The sequence below is a fragment of the Citrobacter sp. wls615 genome, assembly GCF_005281355.1.
In the GTDB taxonomy this organism is placed as follows: domain Bacteria; phylum Pseudomonadota; class Gammaproteobacteria; order Enterobacterales; family Enterobacteriaceae; genus Citrobacter; species Citrobacter werkmanii.
This window is the reverse complement of record NZ_SZXM01000084.1, coordinates 188,929-205,619: the sequence shown is the minus strand read 5'-3', so window position 1 is coordinate 205,619 and position 16,691 is coordinate 188,929. Positions and strand designations below refer to the sequence as shown.

The following is a 16,691-nucleotide window of genomic DNA, read 5'->3' as shown; positions in this document are numbered from 1 at the left end:
TAGTTGTCAGTTGTCTGTATCAGAAAAGTTTTTACGCGTTTTTACCTGCGCCATGCTTTCCAGGATGCGGTGATAATTTTCAAACCGAGTTTCGGCTATTTCCCCTTTTTCTACAGCCTCACGGATAGCACAGCCTGGATCGGTATCATGCTTGCAGTCGCGGTATTTACAATGACCCAGGTAGTCATGGAATTCGACAAAACCATGGGTGATTTGTTCCGGTTCCAGATGCCACAGTCCGAACTCGCGTACGCCCGGGGAGTCGATAACGTCGCCGCCATGTGGGAAGTGATACAGGCGAGAAGCGGTAGTGGTGTGCTGCCCAAGACCGGAGTTATCGGAGACATCGTTGGTCAGGATCGCTTCCTGCAGGCCGAGAAGATTATTGAGCAGGCTGGATTTACCTACACCCGACTGGCCAGCAAAAATGCTGATGCGATCGGTTAATGCTTCTTCAAGCGGTTTCAGACCGTCTTTAGTGCGGCTTGATACCATCAACACGCGATAACCAATGTTGCGATAGATATCCATCTGTTCGTTAACAAAGGCCATGCCCTCGGCATCCAGCAGATCGATCTTATTCAGTACGATAATCGGTTCGACGTGTAGCGTTTCGCAGGCAACCAGATAGCGGTCGATAATATTGAGTGACAGCTCGGGTAAGATGGCTGAGACAATAACAATCTGGTCGATGTTGGCAGCAATCGGCTTTACCCCGTCGTAAAAGTCGGGACGTGTCAGTACCGAGGTGCGCTCGTGTACCGCCTCTACGATGCCTTTGACATTTACGCCTTCTGCGGCCGCTTTACCTGGACGCCAGACGACGCGATCGCCGGTAACCAGCGAACGAATTGTGCGGCGGATGTTGCAGCGGTGAATGTCGCCGTCAGCAGATTCCACGTCGGCATGCATGCCAAAACGGCTGATCACGATGCCTTCAGCAGTTTCGCCAAACAGGTTGTCGTCATAGTCGGGCTTCTCCGCGGACGTTTTAAGACGACGCTGGTGATTGGCGTTCACACGGCGCTGTTGGCCTTTGGAGAGTTTATTCTTACTCAATCGGACTGGCTCCTGGTCGCCCATGATGGGCAAAACATTTATGATACACGCAATTTTAGATGAATATAGTCACACTGAATGTGACGCTGAAGGGTGGAAAATAGCATGAGTGCCAATGAAAACAACCTGATTTGGATCGATCTGGAGATGACAGGTCTGGATCCCGAGCGCGATCGCATTATTGAGATCGCCACGCTGGTGACGGATGCCAACTTAAATATTCTGGCTGAAGGACCGACGATTGCGGTGCACCAGTCCGACAAACAACTGGCATTAATGGATGACTGGAACGTACGTACGCATACCGGTAGCGGGTTGGTGGAGCGTGTGAAGGCGAGCACCATGGGCGATCGCGAAGCAGAACTGGCCACGCTGGCCTTTTTGCAAGAATGGGTTCCGGCAGGAAAATCACCTATCTGCGGCAACAGCATCGGCCAGGATCGTCGTTTCCTGTTTAAATACATGCCGGAGCTGGAGGCGTATTTCCATTACCGCTATCTCGACGTCAGCACGCTGAAAGAGCTGGCGCGTCGTTGGAAGCCGGAGATCCTTGCTGGCTTCACCAAGCAGGGAACGCATCAGGCGATGGATGATATTCGTGAGTCGGTTGCTGAGCTGGCTTACTACCGCGAACATTTTATTAAGCTTTGATTTTGTGGATTGCCGGGTGGCGGCTGCGCCTTACCCGGCCTACGAAAATCGTTCCTGCGAGCTTGCACTAAGTCAGGATTGTCGCTAAATTAAACGACTTGCCGATAAATTCAGCACTTAAACGAAAAAACAAGAAAATCGCTTTTAGGGGGGTTGCAGCTAAACGGATTTCTCGTATAATGCGCCTCCCGTAACGACGCAGAAATGCGAATTACGACAGCAACAAATTTGCGGGAATAGCTCAGTTGGTAGAGCACGACCTTGCCAAGGTCGGGGTCGCGAGTTCGAGTCTCGTTTCCCGCTCCAAAATTTGAAAGTGCTTGTTAAGCACAGACGCACCCAAGCGGGAATAGCTCAGTTGGTAGAGCACGACCTTGCCAAGGTCGGGGTCGCGAGTTCGAGTCTCGTTTCCCGCTCCAAATTCTTACCTCAAAAAAATATCCACAACGAAGAATCGCGTTGGGGACGTTTTGTTTCGTCGTTGACATACTCTTGTAAACAGACTTATCCACAGGTCCGGGTATTATTCCTGGAATGCAAAAAACTTCGCCTGGTTAATAGTATCATTTTAATGCATTGAAATTATTGAGATAATTATCATTTCAGATTGTTAATGCGATCACTTGACGATTTTTTCCCTCTTGAATATCAATGTGTTTCTATTTTTATACACAAGCTGTGGATGACTTAAGCGTCGCGCGGTAGACCCTTTTCGATGACCCTGACTAAACGTTGTTTCTTCGGCAACTGCACCTCAACTACGCAGGCATTTCGCTTCTCAATTTGCTGAGCGACCGCCCACTCTATGTGTTCGTCGAGAAGTGGGTGCTCACCTCTGCGCTTTTCCAGTGCGTTAATTACGGCTTTATCCCAGGGTGCATTACCCAACGCAACAGCGATATTTCGCAGCCAGCGCAGATGGCCAATACGACGAATGGCAGACCCCTCCGTGACTTTTAAAAACCACGCTTCGCTCCAGCTAAACAGCTCTATTAACTCCGGAGCATGCAGCTGCTTACGTGGGCTAAAGTCATCCTCTACCGTCAGTTGCGAATAGCGGTTCCAGGGACAAATGAGCTGACAATCATCGCAGCCGTAAATTCGATTCCCCAGCAAGGGACGAAACGCTTCCGGGATAGCGCCTTCCAGTTCGATAGTGAGATAAGAGATACAACGGCGCGCATCTACGGTGTAGGGTTCAACGATGGCCCCGGTAGGACAGATGGTCATACAGGCGACGCATTTCCCGCATCCTTCTTCTACTGGCTTATCGACCGGCAAGGGCAGGTTGACCAGCAATTCACCGAGGAAGAAAAATGAACCGGCTTCGCGATTGAGGATAAGTGAGTGCTTACCTGTCCAGCCAAGCCCGGCTTTTTCCGCCAGCGGACGCTCAAGAATGGGCGCGGAATCGACAAAAGGTCTAAAATTCAGCGAAACGCAGTGTTGTTGAATCATCTCGCCCAGCTTTTTTAAGCGGTTACGCAGCAGCTTATGGTAGTCGCGCCCCAGTGCGTAGCGACTGACGTAACCCAGAGAGGGATTTTTCAACGTACTGGCAAAGGCCGCGTTGGCTGGGAGATAGTTCATACGTACGCTGATGACACGTAGCGTACCGGGCAATAATTCGTGAGGTCGGGCGCGCATCATGCCGTGACGGGCCATCCAGTCCATCTCGCCGTGATAGTGTTGATCCAGCCAGGCCTGCAGTTTGGGCTCCGCTTCGCTGAGGTCGGTATCGGCAATACCGACCTGCTGAAAGCCAAGCTCCAGCCCCCACTGCTTAATATTTTGCGCTAACTGATTGAGATCGAGGGGCTCTGACATGATGGACCATACAATGAAGAAAAACCCCGCAAGTATACCACACTCCATCTGGCACGCCGATGACATCAGGCGGATGGAGCGAGAGGCAGCAGACAGTTTAGGGCTGACGTTATACGAACTGATGCAACGGGCGGGAGAGGCTGCGTTTCAGGTCTCGCGCGAAGCCTATCCGCATGCCCAGCACTGGCTGGTGCTGTGCGGCCATGGTAACAATGGCGGCGATGGCTACGTGGTGGCAAGGCTCGCCAAAGCGCAAGGGCTTGAGGTCACGCTACTGGCGCAAGAGAGTGACAAATCGCTCCCGGAGGAAGCACAGCATGCACGCGACGCCTGGCTTAATGCCGGTGGCGTCATTCATGCTGCGGATATCACCTGGCCTGGTAGCGTGGACGTCATCATCGACGCGCTGTCAGGGACTGGCTTAAAGTACGCGCCGCGTGACTCTCTCTCGGTATTGATTGAACGTGCCAATACTTACCCAGCTCCCATCGTGGCGATCGATATTCCTTCCGGCCTGCTGGCACAAACAGGAGCGACACCGGGATCGGTCATCAATGCGGCGCATACCGTCACCTTTATTGCACTCAAACCAGGCCTGTTAACGGGTAAAGCGCGCGATGTCACCGGACGCCTGCATGTTAACGCGCTTGGGTTGGACGACTGGCTGGCTGGGCAGAATGCGCCAATTCAACGTTTTGATGCTCAACAGCTTGCGCACTGGCTAACGCCACGCCGACCTACCTCGCACAAAGGTTCCCACGGTCGGCTGGTGATTATTGGCGGTGACCACGGGACGGCAGGCGCAATACGTATGGCCGGTGAAGCGGCGCTGCGTGCAGGCGGCGGGCTGGTCAAAGTGCTGACCCGCAGTGAAAACATCGCGCCGATTCTGACCGCCAGGCCGGAACTGATGGTTGATACGCTAACGCCGCAGACTCTGGATGAAAGCCTGGCGTGGGCGGATGTTGTTGTGATTGGCCCTGGGCTTGGTCAGCAGGAGTGGGGCAAAAAAGCGCTGCAAAAGGTCGAGAATTTTCGCAAACCGATGCTCTGGGATGCCGATGCACTGAACCTGCTGGCAATCAACCCCGATAAACGTCACAATCGCGTGATCACGCCGCATCCGGGAGAAGCCGCGCGACTGCTGGGCTGTTCCATTGCAGAAATTGAAGACGATCGCTTACTTTGCGCACAACGTCTGGTAAAACGGTACGGAGGCGTGGTTGTGCTGAAAGGCGCGGGTACGGTTGTTGCTGCTGAACAGGCTGAGTTGGGTATTATTGATACCGGCAATGCAGGCATGGCCAGCGGAGGAATGGGTGATGTGCTTTCCGGTATTATTGGCGCATTGCTCGGACAGAAGCTTACCCCGTATGATGCAGCATGTGCGGGATGTGTTGCGCACGGTGCGGCGGCGGATGTGCTGGCGGCGCGTTTTGGTACGCGCGGCATGCTGGCGACCGATCTCTTTACTACGCTACAGCGTATTGTTAACCCTGATGTGATTGACGTTTATCATGATGAATCGAGTAATTCCACTACCTGATGAACAGGCGACTTTAGACCTGGGATTGCGGGTAGCCAAAGCCTGTGACGGCGCGACGGTAATTTATTTGTACGGCGACCTGGGAGCGGGCAAAACCACTTTCAGCCGTGGATTCCTGCAGGCGTTAGGTCACAAAGGTAATGTAAAAAGCCCGACTTACACGCTGGTTGAGCCCTATTCGCTCGATAATTTGATGGTTTATCACTTCGATCTGTATCGACTTGCGGACCCGGAGGAGCTGGAATTTATGGGGATCCGTGATTATTTTGCCAATGATGCCATCTGCCTGGTGGAATGGCCGCAACAAGGTAAAGGTGTACTGCCAGACCCGGACGTCGAAATACACATTGAATACCAGGCACAAGGTCGAGAGGCGCGCGTAAGCGCAGTCTCCTCATCGGGTGATTTATTGCTGGCGCGTTTAGCCGATTAACCTTAAGGGTGGCGGGATGATTTATCGCATCAGAAACTGGCTGATGGCAACCCTGGTCCTGCTGTGCGCGCAGGCAGGGGCCGCCAGCCTCTCCGATCTTCAGGTTTCCAATGGTGATCAACAGGCGCGGATTACGCTGAGCTTTATTGGCGATCCTGAATACGCCGTTTCGCAGGATGGGAAACGAACCGTCGCGCTGGATATTAAACAAACCGGTGTGATTCAGGGATTACCGCTGCTGTTTAGCGGTAATAATCTGGTCAAATCTATTCGTTCCGGTACGCCAAAAGACGCGCAGTCTCTGCGCCTGCTGGTGGATTTAACCGAGAACGGTAAAGCAGAAGCCGTTAAACGACAAAACGGCGGCAATTATACCGTCGTGTTTACCATCAAAGCGGATACGCCGCCGCCACCGCCTCCGGTGGTCGCGAAGCGTGTCGAGGCGCCGGTTGTCGCCCCGCGTCCTGTCGAGCCTGCACGTAACCCGTTTAAAGCGGAAAACGACCGCACCACGGCGGTTACCAGCAGTAATACGTCCACGCGACCTGCGGCGCGCGCCAGCACCAACAGCGGCGACAAAGTGGTTATCGCCATTGATGCCGGGCACGGTGGACAGGATCCCGGCGCAATTGGTCCCGGCGGTACGCGTGAGAAAAATGTCACGATTGCCGTGGCGCGTAAACTGCGCAGTTTGCTGAATGATGACCCGATGTTTAAAGGTGTTCTCACCCGCGATGGCGATTACTTCATCTCGGTGATGGGGCGTTCCGACGTTGCGCGTAAACAAAACGCCAACTTCCTGGTTTCGATTCATGCGGATGCCGCGCCAAACCGGGATGCCACTGGCGCTTCCGTCTGGGTACTGTCAAACCGCCGGGCGAACAGTGAAATGGCAGGCTGGTTGGAGCAGCACGAGAAGCAATCGGAACTGTTAGGCGGTGCGGGTGATGTGCTGGCCAACAGCCAGGCCGATCCTTACCTCAGTCAGGCCGTGCTGGATCTGCAGTTCGGTCATTCGCAACGCGTCGGGTATGATGTGGCGACCAGCATGATTGGTCAGTTAGAACGTATTGGCTCAATGCATAAACGTCGGCCGGAACATGCCAGCCTGGGCGTATTACGTTCGCCTGATATCCCGTCAGTGTTGGTTGAAACCGGCTTTATCAGTAACAACAGCGAAGAGCGTCTGTTGGCGAGCGATGATTACCAGCAGCAACTGGCCGAGGCGATTTACAAAGGATTGCGTAACTATTTCCAGGCGCACCCGATGCAAACCGGGCCGCAGGGCGCACCGGCGCAAACCGCCAGTGCCGTGTCGCCTGGCAACACGTTAACAAATTAAGGATTAGCCATGCCGATTCAGGTTCTACCGCCACAGTTGGCGAACCAGATTGCCGCGGGCGAGGTGGTAGAACGGCCTGCGTCAGTGGTGAAAGAGCTGGTGGAAAACAGTATCGATGCCGGTGCGACGCGCATTGATATTGATATTGAGCGTGGTGGCGCGAAGCTTATCCGTATTCGTGACAACGGCTGCGGGATTAAAAAAGACGAGCTGGCGCTGGCGCTGGCGCGTCACGCCACCAGTAAAATTGCCTCGCTTGACGATCTCGAAGCCATCGTGAGCCTCGGGTTTCGCGGCGAAGCGTTAGCCAGCATTAGCTCAGTCTCTCGTTTAACCCTGACGTCGCGCACGCAAGAGCAATCTGAAGCCTGGCAAGCCTATGCCGAAGGGCGCGACATGGATGTCACAGTGAAACCCGCCGCGCATCCGGTGGGCACCACGCTGGAGGTGTTGGATCTGTTCTACAACACCCCGGCGCGGCGCAAGTTTATGCGCACCGAGAAAACCGAATTTAATCATATCGACGAGATTATCCGCCGCATTGCGCTGGCGCGGTTCGATGTGACGATTAATCTGTCGCACAACGGCAAAGTGGTGCGTCAGTACCGTGCAGTGGCAGCAGATGGGCAAAAAGAGCGCCGACTGGGCGCGATTTGCGGTATGCCGTTTCTGGAACATGCGCTGGCGATTGAATGGCAGCATGGCGATTTGACGCTGCGGGGCTGGGTAGCCGATCCGCACCACACGACGACGGCGCTGGCGGAAATCCAGTACTGCTACGTGAATGGCCGGATGATGCGTGACCGCCTGATCAACCACGCTATCCGCCAGGCCTGTGAAGATAAGCTGGGCGCCGATCAGCAGCCTGCATTTGTTTTATACCTGGAAATCGATCCGCATCAGGTGGATGTCAACGTGCATCCCGCCAAACATGAGGTCCGTTTCCATCAGTCGCGTCTGGTGCATGATTTTATCTACCAGGGCGTATTGAGCGTCCTGCAACAGCAGCTTGAAACGCCGCTGCCGTTGGCTGATGACGACGAGCCCGCCCCCCGGCACATCCCGGAAAACCGCATTGCAGCCGGACGTAACCATTTTGCTGAGCCCGCTCCGGCGCGTGAAGCTGCTGCACCTCGCTACTCTGCCCCCGCTGGCGGTGGTGGTCGTCAGGCGGGCGCCAGCTGGCCTCATGCCCAGCCTGGATATCAAAAGCAGCAGGGTGAGATTTATCAGCAACTGCTGCAGACGCCAGTTCCAACGCGTAAAGCGCCGGAATCTGAAGCGCCATCAGCACCGCTGACCGGCAATAGTCAAGGTTTTGGTCGGGTGCTAACGATTGTCGGTGCGGACTGTGCCTTACTCGAATGTGATGGTCATATTCGGTTACTGGCATTACCGGTGGCGGAACGTTGGCTGCGTCAGGCGCAGTTAACGCCGGGAGAGGGTACTGTTTGCGCCCAGCCGTTGCTGATTCCTTTACGTCTAAAAGTGACCGCCGATGAAAAAGCGGCGCTGCAGAAAGGGCAGAGCCAACTGGCCGATCTGGGCATTGAATTTCAACTGGATGCGCAGCATGTGACCATCCGGGCAGTGCCTTTACCCTTACGCCAACAAAATTTACAAATCTTGATTCCTGAACTGATAGGCTACTTGGCGCAGCAGTCCGTATTTGAACCGGGCAATATTGCACAGTGGATTGCACGTAACCTGATGAGCGAGCATCCGCAGTGGAGCATGGCCCAGGCGATTACGCTGCTAGCGGATGTTGAGCGGCTTTGCCCACAACTCGTGAAGGCACCGCCGGGTGGTCTGTTACAACCTGTTGATTTACATTCGGTAATGAATGCCCTGAAACATGAGTGATACCCGTAAGGCGAGCCTGCCAAAGGCGATTTTTTTAATGGGGCCAACGGCCTCCGGTAAAACGGCATTAGCAATTGAATTGCGTAAAGTTTTGCCTGTAGAGTTGATAAGCGTTGATTCCGCCCTTATTTACAAAGGGATGGATATCGGTACAGCCAAGCCTGATGCAGATGAATTACAGGCCGCGCCGCACCGATTGCTGGATATCCGCGATCCGTCGCAAGCGTACTCCGCCGCTGATTTTCGCCGCGATGCGTTAGCCGAGATGGCCGATATCACCGCCGCGGGGCGTATCCCGCTGCTGGTGGGCGGCACAATGTTATATTTCAAAGCCTTGCTTGAAGGGCTGTCGCCGTTACCGTCGGCAGACCCGGACGTCAGGGCCAGAATTGAGCAGCAGGCGGCAGAGCACGGGTGGGACGCATTGCACCGACAGCTTCAGGAGATCGATCCCGTGGCTGCCGCGCGTATTCATCCAAATGATCCGCAAAGACTTTCCCGGGCACTGGAAGTTTTTTTCATTTCGGGTAAAACTTTAACGGAGCTGACGCAAACGTCAGGAGATGCTTTGCCGTATGAGGTGCATCAGTTTGCAATCGCCCCGGCGAGCCGTGAACTGCTCCATCAGCGAATTGAGCAGCGTTTTCATCAGATGTTAGCTTCAGGTTTTGAAGCAGAAGTCCGGGCGCTTTTTGCCCGTGGAGATTTGCATACGGATTTGCCTTCCATTCGTTGTGTGGGGTATCGCCAGATGTGGTCATACATTGAAGGCGAAATTTCATACGATGAAATGGTTTATAGAGGTGTTTGCGCCACGAGGCAGTTGGCGAAGCGGCAGGTAACCTGGTTGCGTGGTTGGGAAGGGGTGCACTGGCTTGACAGTGAAAAGCCTGACCAGGCGCGAAACGAAGTATTACAGGTTGTTGGTGCTATCGCGAACTGAATGTGTACAATTGAAACGTATCGTGCGCAATTTTTCAGAATCGAAAGGTTCAAAGTACAAATAAGCATATAAGGAAAAGAGAGAATGGCTAAGGGGCAATCTTTACAAGATCCGTTCCTGAACGCACTGCGTCGGGAACGTGTTCCAGTTTCTATTTATTTGGTGAATGGTATTAAGCTGCAAGGTCAAATCGAGTCTTTTGATCAGTTCGTGATCCTGTTGAAGAACACGGTCAGCCAGATGGTTTATAAGCACGCGATTTCTACTGTTGTCCCGTCTCGCCCGGTTTCTCATCACAGCAATAATGCCACCGGCGGCACTGGCAGCAACTACCATCACGGTAGCAACGCGCAAGGTTCATCTGCGCAACAGGACAGCGAAGAAACCGAATAAGGTCGATCGCTGTTTTACATACGGGGAGCCAGCGAACCTGCGTTCCCCGTTGATACATATTAAGGGGTTGACGCTTGTTTGACCGTTATGATGCCGGTGAGCAGGCGGTACTGGTACACATCTATTTTTCGCAAGACAAAGATATGGAAGACCTCCAGGAGTTTGAATCTCTGGTTTCTTCCGCCGGTGTCGAAGCAATGCAGGTGATTACCGGGAGCCGTAAAGCACCGCACCCGAAGTATTTTGTTGGTGAAGGTAAGGCAATCGAAATTGCCGAAGCCGTAAAAGCGACTGGCGCTGCGGTGGTGATTTTTGATCATGCTCTAAGCCCTGCCCAGGAACGTAACCTGGAACAATTGTGCCAGTGTCTGGTTATCGACAGGACTGGTCTTATTCTGGATATTTTTGCCCAGCGTGCGCGAACCCATGAGGGTAAGTTGCAGGTTGAGCTGGCGCAGCTGCGCCATATGGCTACGCGTCTGGTCCGTGGCTGGACCCACCTTGAAAGACAAAAGGGCGGGATTGGTTTGCGCGGTCCGGGTGAAACCCAGCTCGAAACCGACCGTCGTTTGCTGCGTAATCGCATTTTGCAGATACAGTCGCGCCTGGAAAAAGTTGAAAAGCAACGTGAGCAGGGGCGACAGTCGCGTAAGAAAGCGGATGTCCCGACCGTATCACTGGTGGGATATACCAACGCCGGAAAATCCACCCTGTTCAATCAGATAACTGAAGCCCGGGTCTACGCAGCGGATCAGCTGTTTGCGACCCTGGACCCGACCCTGCGCCGGATCGACGTTGCGGATGTCGGTGAAACCGTGCTGGCGGATACCGTAGGGTTTATCCGTCACTTACCGCACGACCTGGTGGCGGCGTTTAAAGCCACCTTGCAGGAAACACGTCAGGCGACATTGCTGCTGCACGTTATTGATGCAGCAGATTTTCGTGTGCAAGAAAACATCGAGGCCGTTGATACGGTGCTTGAGGAGATCGATGCGCATGAGATCCCGACCCTGCTGGTGATGAATAAAATCGATATGCTGGATGACTTTGAACCGCGTATCGACAGAGATGAAGAGAATAAACCCATTCGCGTTTGGGTTTCAGCGCAAACGGGAATAGGAATACCACAGCTTTTTCAGGCTTTGACTGAGCGGCTTTCCGGTGAGGTAGCGCAGCATACGTTGCGTTTGCCGCCGCAGGAAGGGCGTCTGAGAAGCCGGTTTTACCAACTTCAGGCAATAGAAAAAGAGTGGATGGAGGAGGACGGCAGCGTAGGTCTGCAGGTTCGTATGCCGATCGTAGACTGGCGTCGCCTCTGTAAACAAGAACCGACCCTGGCAGATTACATTATCTGACCGGGAGGAAATGCCTGGGGATTTTTTGCCCAATACTCATCGAATTTTGGGTTGCAGGTCGGCGGTAACGCCCCTGTAGTGCAAAAAACGGGGTATATCACCGCATAACAAATATGGAGCACAAACATGGCGTGGAATCAGCCCGGTAATAACGGACAAGACCGCGACCCGTGGGGAAGCAGCAAACCTGGCGGCAACCCTGAGGGAAATGGAAACAAAGGTGGTCGCGATCAGGGACCTCCCGATCTGGATGATATCTTCCGCAAACTGAGCAAAAAGCTCGGTGGTCTGGGCGGTGGTAAAGGTACTGGTTCTGGCGGCGGTAGTTCATCGCAAGGTCCGCGTCCGCAACTGGGCGGTCGGGTCTTTACTATCGCAGCGGCCGCTATCGTCATTATCTGGGCGGCCAGCGGTTTCTACACCATTAAAGAAGCGGAACGCGGCGTGGTGACACGCTTCGGTAAATTCAGCCATTTGGTTGAGCCGGGTCTGAACTGGAAACCGACCTTTATCGACGAAGTGACCCCGGTCAACGTTGAAGCCGTGCGTGAACTTGCCGCATCCGGCGTCATGCTGACATCTGACGAAAACGTCGTGCGCGTTGAAATGAACGTGCAATACCGCGTGACCGATCCGCAGCGTTACCTGTTTAGCGTAACCAGCGCGGATGACAGTCTGCGTCAGGCAACCGACAGCGCACTGCGTGGCGTTATCGGTAAATACACTATGGACCGAATCCTGACCGAAGGGCGTACTGTTATTCGTAGCGATACCCAGCGTGAACTGGAAGAAACGATCCGTCCGTACAACATGGGTATCACCCTGCTGGACGTCAACTTCCAGGCTGCGCGTCCGCCGGAAGCGGTAAAAGCCGCGTTTGACGATGCGATTGCCGCGCGAGAAAACGAACAGCAGTACATCCGTGAAGCGGAAGCGTATACCAACGAAGTTCAGCCGCGTGCGAACGGTCAGGCGCAGCGTATTCTGGAAGAAGCGCGTGCTTACAAAACGCAAACCATCCTGGAAGCACAGGGTGAAGTGGCTCGCTTCGCTAAAATTCTGCCGGAATATAAAGCCGCACCGCAAATTACTCGCGAGCGTCTGTATATCGAGACCATGGAAAAAGTGCTGAGTCATACTCGCAAAGTTCTGGTTAACGATAAGGGCAGCAATCTGATGGTTCTGCCGCTGGATCAAATGCTGAAAGGCGGTAGTGCGCCAGCAGCCAAGAGTGACAGCAGTTCAAACCTGCTGCGTCTGCCGCCAGCGACGACCTCCAGCACTGGAGCAAGCAATACCTCGTCCACCAGTCAGGGCGATATTATGGACCAACGCCGCGCCAACGCGCAGCGTAACGACTACCAGCGTCAGGGGGAATAACGATGCGTAAGTCAGTTATTGCGATTATCATCATCGTTCTGGTAGTTCTGTTCATGTCTGTCTTTGTGGTCAAAGAAGGCGAGCGCGGTATTACGCTGCGCTTTGGTAAAGTTCTGCGTGACGATGACAACAAGCCGCTGGTCGTTGCACCAGGCCTGCACTTCAAGATTCCATTTATTGAATCAGTGAAGATGCTGGATGCGCGTATCCAGACCATGGACAACCAGGCCGATCGCTTTGTCACCAAAGAGAAGAAAGACCTGATCGTTGACTCTTACATTAAGTGGCGCATCAGTGACTTTAGCCGTTACTACCTGGCAACGGGCGGTGGCGACGTTTCTCAGGCGGAAGTTCTGCTGAAACGTAAGTTCTCTGACCGTCTGCGTTCTGAAATTGGTCGTCTCGACGTGAAAGACATCGTTACCGATTCCCGTGGTCGCCTGACTCTGGAAGTCCGTGACGCGCTGAACTCCGGTTCTGCTGGCACGGAAGATGAAGTCGCTACACCGGCGGCGGATAGCGCGATTGCCGAAGCGGCTGAACGTGTTCAGGCTGAAACGAACGGTAAAGTACCGGTCATCAACCCGAACAGTATGGCGGCATTGGGCATTGAAGTGGTTGACGTGCGTATTAAGCAAATCAACCTGCCTGCTGAAGTGTCTGAGGCTATCTACAACCGTATGCGCGCTGAGCGTGAAGCGGTAGCTCGTCGCCATCGTTCACAAGGTCAGGAAGAAGCGGAAAAACTGCGTGCAACGGCGGATTATGAAGTAACGAAAACGCTGGCAGAAGCTGAACGTCAGGGCCGCATTATGCGTGGTGAAGGCGATGCGGAAGCGGCTAAGCTGTTTGCCGATGCGTTCAGCCAGGATCCTGACTTCTACGCTTTCATCCGTAGCCTGCGCGCTTACGAGAAGAGCTTCGAAGGTAACCAGGACGTGATGGTCATGAGCCCGGACAGCGATTTCTTCCGCTACATGAAGACACCGAGTTCGACGACGCGTTAACGTATCACTGGAAAGAAAAAGCCAGCTCTTTAGTAGAGCTGGCTTTTTTTTGCCTGCAAGTAAATCACTTCTATAAGACGTTTATCATAGCGTAGTTTCAATACGAAAAATCCAATAGTAGTAGTGCACTTCTCCCTGTCTTTCTACCAATCACTGCGTCTTCAGAAACATTTACCCTTTTAATAGTTAAAATATTTTTTGTCATAAAGGTTTCGTTAAACAGAAAATAGCTTCTAATTATTATATTTTAATTATGATTTATTTTTATTTATTATCATAGATTATCGAATGCTTTAGATTAATCTAAAATATTAAGGTTTTTCTTATCAATAAATTCATGCTTAATTTCGTATTTAATAAAATTCATGTTTAATGAATCGTTTTTGTATCAATCTGTGTGTATATTATCGGTACCGATAGTACTAAAACATATTGGGTTGTTTTGGATTCAGTAAGATCAATGTTTCTTTAATCATATAAAACAACCAAATGGTAGTATTTCTCTTATTATATGGATGTACGAAATGTTGACTGTGAACAAAAGGAAGTTTTATTTATTTTTGATAATATATACATTGTTAATTATATTGTTATCATCGATTATTACAACCCAGTATATATTTAAAGTTGTTTTGTCTTCTAATCAGGATGTGGTGCGTCGTATTGACGATAAACAGGTTGCAAAGATAACAAAAATTTCCCCTGATACGATTATTGAGATGTTTTCTTATGGCTGTGGTTACTGTGAAAAGTCAGAGCCGGAACTTGATAAATTTGAGAAAACGCTCCCGGCGTCGAAGAAACTTATACGAATGCATGTGAGTAACAATGGTGGGTTGGGGCGTTTTGCACCGCTTTATGCAACGCTTACCGTCATGGGGCTGGAGCCTAAATTACGTGGAGCAGCTTTTCATGCCGTGATGCAAGAGAGAAAAGATCTTGCCGACCCGACCATACGTAATCAGTGGCTTATTGCTAATGACGTAGACGTTGCCGAGTATGAAAAAACCGAGAAATCAGAGCAGGTTAAAGCACTGCTACAGCTTTCTAAACAGCTAACCGAAGTTTACGGTATTAATGGCACGCCGGAATATATCGTTGGCAAGAAGTGGGTAACGTTTACAGACAGAGAATGGCCTGCTATGGGTAAACAGCTCATGTCATTACTGATGAATGATAAACCGCTTGAAAAATAATGGATATTTTAATCCTGCGAGTATGGGCCTTATATAATCATGCATTAAATAAGTTCAACGCTCTGGTGCAGAGAGCATACAGGAAATACAGCGTTATAAAATTCCGTATGGTTCTACGAATACCTGTTCGCTATGTGTTTGCATGGGCATACATTAAGAGGTCAACAGGATTTTATGCAAAGGGATATCGATTAAGGGCATGTGTTGCAAACGCGAATCAGCGCTGCTTATTGCCGCAATCGTCGCTAAATTACACTTTGACGGCAAACAGGCGTGAGATTATTGAGTTCTATTCAACCTGGGGGCAGGATACTCAAATTCTCCAACAAATTGATTGCTGTGCAGAGGAACTCCGTAGAGCTGTCAACGAAGTAGTTGATGCGGGTACGCCATTAATACTGGCCCCTTTGCATATGATGTCCGATGTTGCGGCCGTGATAGTGGCGAGCAAAGCGAATCCCAGAAAGTCAACGGTAGTTGTTTCTTCCAACGCCAATCAGTGGAATGCGCGAGCAAGGGCACAGGGAAATATTGACGTGGACTATTGCTCTGTAGAGCAGAATACACACGGTATAGGTTTGAGTCTTGCTACGGCATGCCTTGATGTGAGCGAGGGGACGCGGGGATTGATCGTGTTTGCCGATATGGTGCCTGATTACTCAATGCGCAACATCGATAAGACTCAGGACACGTTTCTGTGCCGGATGTTTGATCGCCCAGCCTATTTACACAATGGATTAATACGTCTTTCAAAAGTGACGAAAGCCGATGTTATATTTTTTCATCTTTATTATGACCAACAAATAAAAATAAGAGTGTTGCCTGCCATAAGCTACAAGAATGTAAAAAATGAATTGCCTGGAGTGATTGAACAGGCAATCACTCAGTTTTCGCAAGATTGGTTATTATGGCATCAACATTGCCTCTATTTTATTAATGAATAATAATCACTGCATATATTATTTGCAGTCATTGTTTATCGGATAATTCATAACATGTTTGTTATGGGCTAAAAGAACATATTTCTTGGTTGAGATCAGTGAATATGTTCAATTCAAAACGTGTGTTATAACTTAAAGTAAGGATATTTTATGAAACGAATTACAATTGAACAGGCGGCAGGAATTGTTGGTGGTGATGATTGTAAGTATGTAGATGCTCATATTGAGCATAGATCGAATGGTACGAAAGCGTGTGTTGCAACCTATGTTTGTTATGATAAACACGGTGAACAGACTAGTGCGCGCCAGGAGGATATGGGTTACTACTACTGCGGAGATGCTTGGTAATAATCGGCATTTTTGCGGTTGTCATTAGCACTAATGGTACGAAAGTGTGTACAGAAAATCATGTTTTACTGATACACGCGGCAATCAGATGAGTATGCGTAGAGAACAATTTTTGCTACTAATGCCTTAGTACTCAGTGCCTGGTAATCTTAATAATAACTGCACAGCATATGTTGTGCAGTTATTATGTTCTGATAAAGAGATATGTTACTGGAATTATAAATGCTATGATTTTACTGTCTGCAGATATATTTTTCTGGAATATATAATCTTGGTGCATTTCAGTAGTGTTTTAATTAGTGTAATTAATACCCTATTTTGTTAAAACCTATCTGTTCAGGGTGCATAAAACTATGTTTAGGGGTATTAAGAATTTTTAAATGATCGTTTTTGTAACTTTTTCGTTA

Annotated in this window: 15 protein-coding genes and 2 tRNA genes; 15 read left to right on the top strand and 2 right to left on the bottom strand. The window is 51.0% G+C overall.

What is annotated here, in order from left to right:
- Positions 1-6: 6 nt before the first annotated feature.
- Positions 7-1,059, bottom strand: coding sequence for a small ribosomal subunit biogenesis GTPase RsgA (rsgA, locus tag FDX04_RS21645; RefSeq protein ID WP_170972957.1), 1,053 nt, complete (start codon positions 1,057-1,059; stop codon positions 7-9).
- A gap of 105 nt (positions 1,060-1,164) precedes the next feature.
- Between rsgA and orn the strand changes: the two genes are divergently transcribed.
- The 3 genes from orn (at position 1,165) to FDX04_RS21630 (ending at position 2,129) form a co-directional block, all read left to right on the top strand.
- Positions 1,165-1,710, top strand: coding sequence for an oligoribonuclease (gene orn / locus FDX04_RS21640; RefSeq protein ID WP_137361601.1), 546 nt, complete (start codon positions 1,165-1,167; stop codon positions 1,708-1,710).
- A 230-nt stretch (positions 1,711-1,940) separates the two neighbouring features.
- Positions 1,941-2,016, top strand: a tRNA-Gly gene (locus FDX04_RS21635).
- A 37-nt stretch (positions 2,017-2,053) separates the two neighbouring features.
- Positions 2,054-2,129 (top strand) — tRNA-Gly (locus FDX04_RS21630).
- Positions 2,130-2,397: 268 nt separating this feature from the next.
- Here FDX04_RS21630 and queG read toward each other — a convergent pair.
- The gene (gene queG, locus FDX04_RS21625) at positions 2,398-3,537 is read right to left on the bottom strand and encodes a tRNA epoxyqueuosine(34) reductase QueG (RefSeq protein WP_137361600.1); all 1,140 of its coding nucleotides are present in this window, start codon (positions 3,535-3,537) and stop codon (positions 2,398-2,400) included.
- Here queG and nnr point away from each other — a divergent pair.
- The 12 genes from nnr (at position 3,536) to FDX04_RS21565 (ending at position 16,284) form a co-directional block, all read left to right on the top strand.
- The gene (gene nnr / locus FDX04_RS21620; RefSeq protein WP_137361599.1) at positions 3,536-5,083 is read left to right on the top strand and encodes a bifunctional ADP-dependent NAD(P)H-hydrate dehydratase/NAD(P)H-hydrate epimerase; all 1,548 of its coding nucleotides are present in this window, start codon (positions 3,536-3,538) and stop codon (positions 5,081-5,083) included. The two genes, queG and nnr, sit on opposite strands and share 2 nt — an antisense overlap.
- On the top strand, positions 5,055-5,516 hold the full coding sequence (tsaE, locus tag FDX04_RS21615) for a tRNA (adenosine(37)-N6)-threonylcarbamoyltransferase complex ATPase subunit type 1 TsaE (RefSeq protein WP_008786002.1): 462 nt from the start codon (positions 5,055-5,057) through the stop codon (positions 5,514-5,516). The genes nnr and tsaE overlap by 29 nt, the downstream gene beginning before the upstream one ends.
- Positions 5,517-5,532: 16 nt before the next feature.
- Positions 5,533-6,858, top strand: coding sequence for an N-acetylmuramoyl-L-alanine amidase AmiB (gene amiB, locus FDX04_RS21610; protein ID WP_042312814.1), 1,326 nt, complete (start codon positions 5,533-5,535; stop codon positions 6,856-6,858).
- 9 nt (positions 6,859-6,867) lie between these two features.
- Positions 6,868-8,721 carry a DNA mismatch repair endonuclease MutL gene (gene mutL / locus FDX04_RS21605; RefSeq protein ID WP_042312809.1) on the top strand — a complete coding sequence of 618 codons (1,854 nt, stop codon included), beginning with the start codon at positions 6,868-6,870 and terminating at the stop codon, positions 8,719-8,721.
- Complete coding sequence (gene miaA, locus FDX04_RS21600) at positions 8,714-9,664, top strand: tRNA (adenosine(37)-N6)-dimethylallyltransferase MiaA (protein WP_038636521.1); 951 nt, start codon at positions 8,714-8,716, stop codon at positions 9,662-9,664. Before mutL ends, miaA begins: the two co-directional genes overlap by 8 nt.
- Positions 9,665-9,748: 84 nt before the next feature.
- Positions 9,749-10,057 (top strand): RNA chaperone Hfq, encoded by a 309-nt coding sequence (hfq, locus tag FDX04_RS21595; RefSeq protein ID WP_003025584.1) that lies wholly within the window; start codon positions 9,749-9,751, stop codon positions 10,055-10,057.
- A gap of 74 nt (positions 10,058-10,131) precedes the next feature.
- Positions 10,132-11,412, top strand: coding sequence for a ribosome rescue GTPase HflX (hflX, locus tag FDX04_RS21590; RefSeq protein ID WP_042312807.1), 1,281 nt, complete (start codon positions 10,132-10,134; stop codon positions 11,410-11,412).
- Positions 11,413-11,538: 126 nt separating this feature from the next.
- Entirely contained in the window at positions 11,539-12,792 is a 1,254-nt protein-coding gene (hflK, locus tag FDX04_RS21585) for an FtsH protease activity modulator HflK (protein ID WP_137371460.1), read from the top strand.
- A 2-nt stretch (positions 12,793-12,794) separates the two neighbouring features.
- Complete coding sequence (gene hflC / locus FDX04_RS21580; RefSeq protein ID WP_137361596.1) at positions 12,795-13,799, top strand: protease modulator HflC; 1,005 nt, start codon at positions 12,795-12,797, stop codon at positions 13,797-13,799.
- A gap of 524 nt (positions 13,800-14,323) precedes the next feature.
- Entirely contained in the window at positions 14,324-14,995 is a 672-nt protein-coding gene (locus FDX04_RS21575) for a DsbA family protein (protein ID WP_137361595.1), read from the top strand.
- Positions 14,995-15,939: a hypothetical protein gene (locus tag FDX04_RS21570; protein WP_137361594.1), complete on the top strand. Its 945-nt coding sequence runs from the start codon at positions 14,995-14,997 to the stop codon at positions 15,937-15,939. Before FDX04_RS21575 ends, FDX04_RS21570 begins: the two co-directional genes overlap by 1 nt.
- Positions 15,940-16,086: 147 nt before the next feature.
- The gene (locus tag FDX04_RS21565; RefSeq protein WP_137361593.1) at positions 16,087-16,284 is read left to right on the top strand and encodes a DUF4762 family protein; all 198 of its coding nucleotides are present in this window, start codon (positions 16,087-16,089) and stop codon (positions 16,282-16,284) included.
- Positions 16,285-16,691: the final 407 nt, after the last annotated feature.

Bases quoted from the DNA above. Each gene is read 5' to 3' on its own strand.
- orn (WP_137361601.1), top strand. From the start codon at position 1,165: ATGAGTGCCAATGAAAACAACCTGATTTGGATCGATCTGGAGATGACA.
- nnr (WP_137361599.1), top strand. From the start codon at position 3,536: ATGATGGACCATACAATGAAGAAAAACCCCGCAAGTATACCACACTCC.
- queG (WP_137361600.1), bottom strand. From the start codon at position 3,537: ATGTCAGAGCCCCTCGATCTCAATCAGTTAGCGCAAAATATTAAGCAG.
- tsaE (WP_008786002.1), top strand. From the start codon at position 5,055: ATGATGAATCGAGTAATTCCACTACCTGATGAACAGGCGACTTTAGAC.
- amiB (WP_042312814.1), top strand. From the start codon at position 5,533: ATGATTTATCGCATCAGAAACTGGCTGATGGCAACCCTGGTCCTGCTG.
- mutL (WP_042312809.1), top strand. From the start codon at position 6,868: ATGCCGATTCAGGTTCTACCGCCACAGTTGGCGAACCAGATTGCCGCG.
- miaA (WP_038636521.1), top strand. From the start codon at position 8,714: ATGAGTGATACCCGTAAGGCGAGCCTGCCAAAGGCGATTTTTTTAATG.
- hfq (WP_003025584.1), top strand. From the start codon at position 9,749: ATGGCTAAGGGGCAATCTTTACAAGATCCGTTCCTGAACGCACTGCGT.
- hflK (WP_137371460.1), top strand. From the start codon at position 11,539: ATGGCGTGGAATCAGCCCGGTAATAACGGACAAGACCGCGACCCGTGG.
- hflC (WP_137361596.1), top strand. From the start codon at position 12,795: ATGCGTAAGTCAGTTATTGCGATTATCATCATCGTTCTGGTAGTTCTG.
- FDX04_RS21575 (WP_137361595.1), top strand. From the start codon at position 14,324: ATGTTGACTGTGAACAAAAGGAAGTTTTATTTATTTTTGATAATATAT.
- FDX04_RS21570 (WP_137361594.1), top strand. From the start codon at position 14,995: ATGGATATTTTAATCCTGCGAGTATGGGCCTTATATAATCATGCATTA.
- FDX04_RS21565 (WP_137361593.1), top strand. From the start codon at position 16,087: ATGAAACGAATTACAATTGAACAGGCGGCAGGAATTGTTGGTGGTGAT.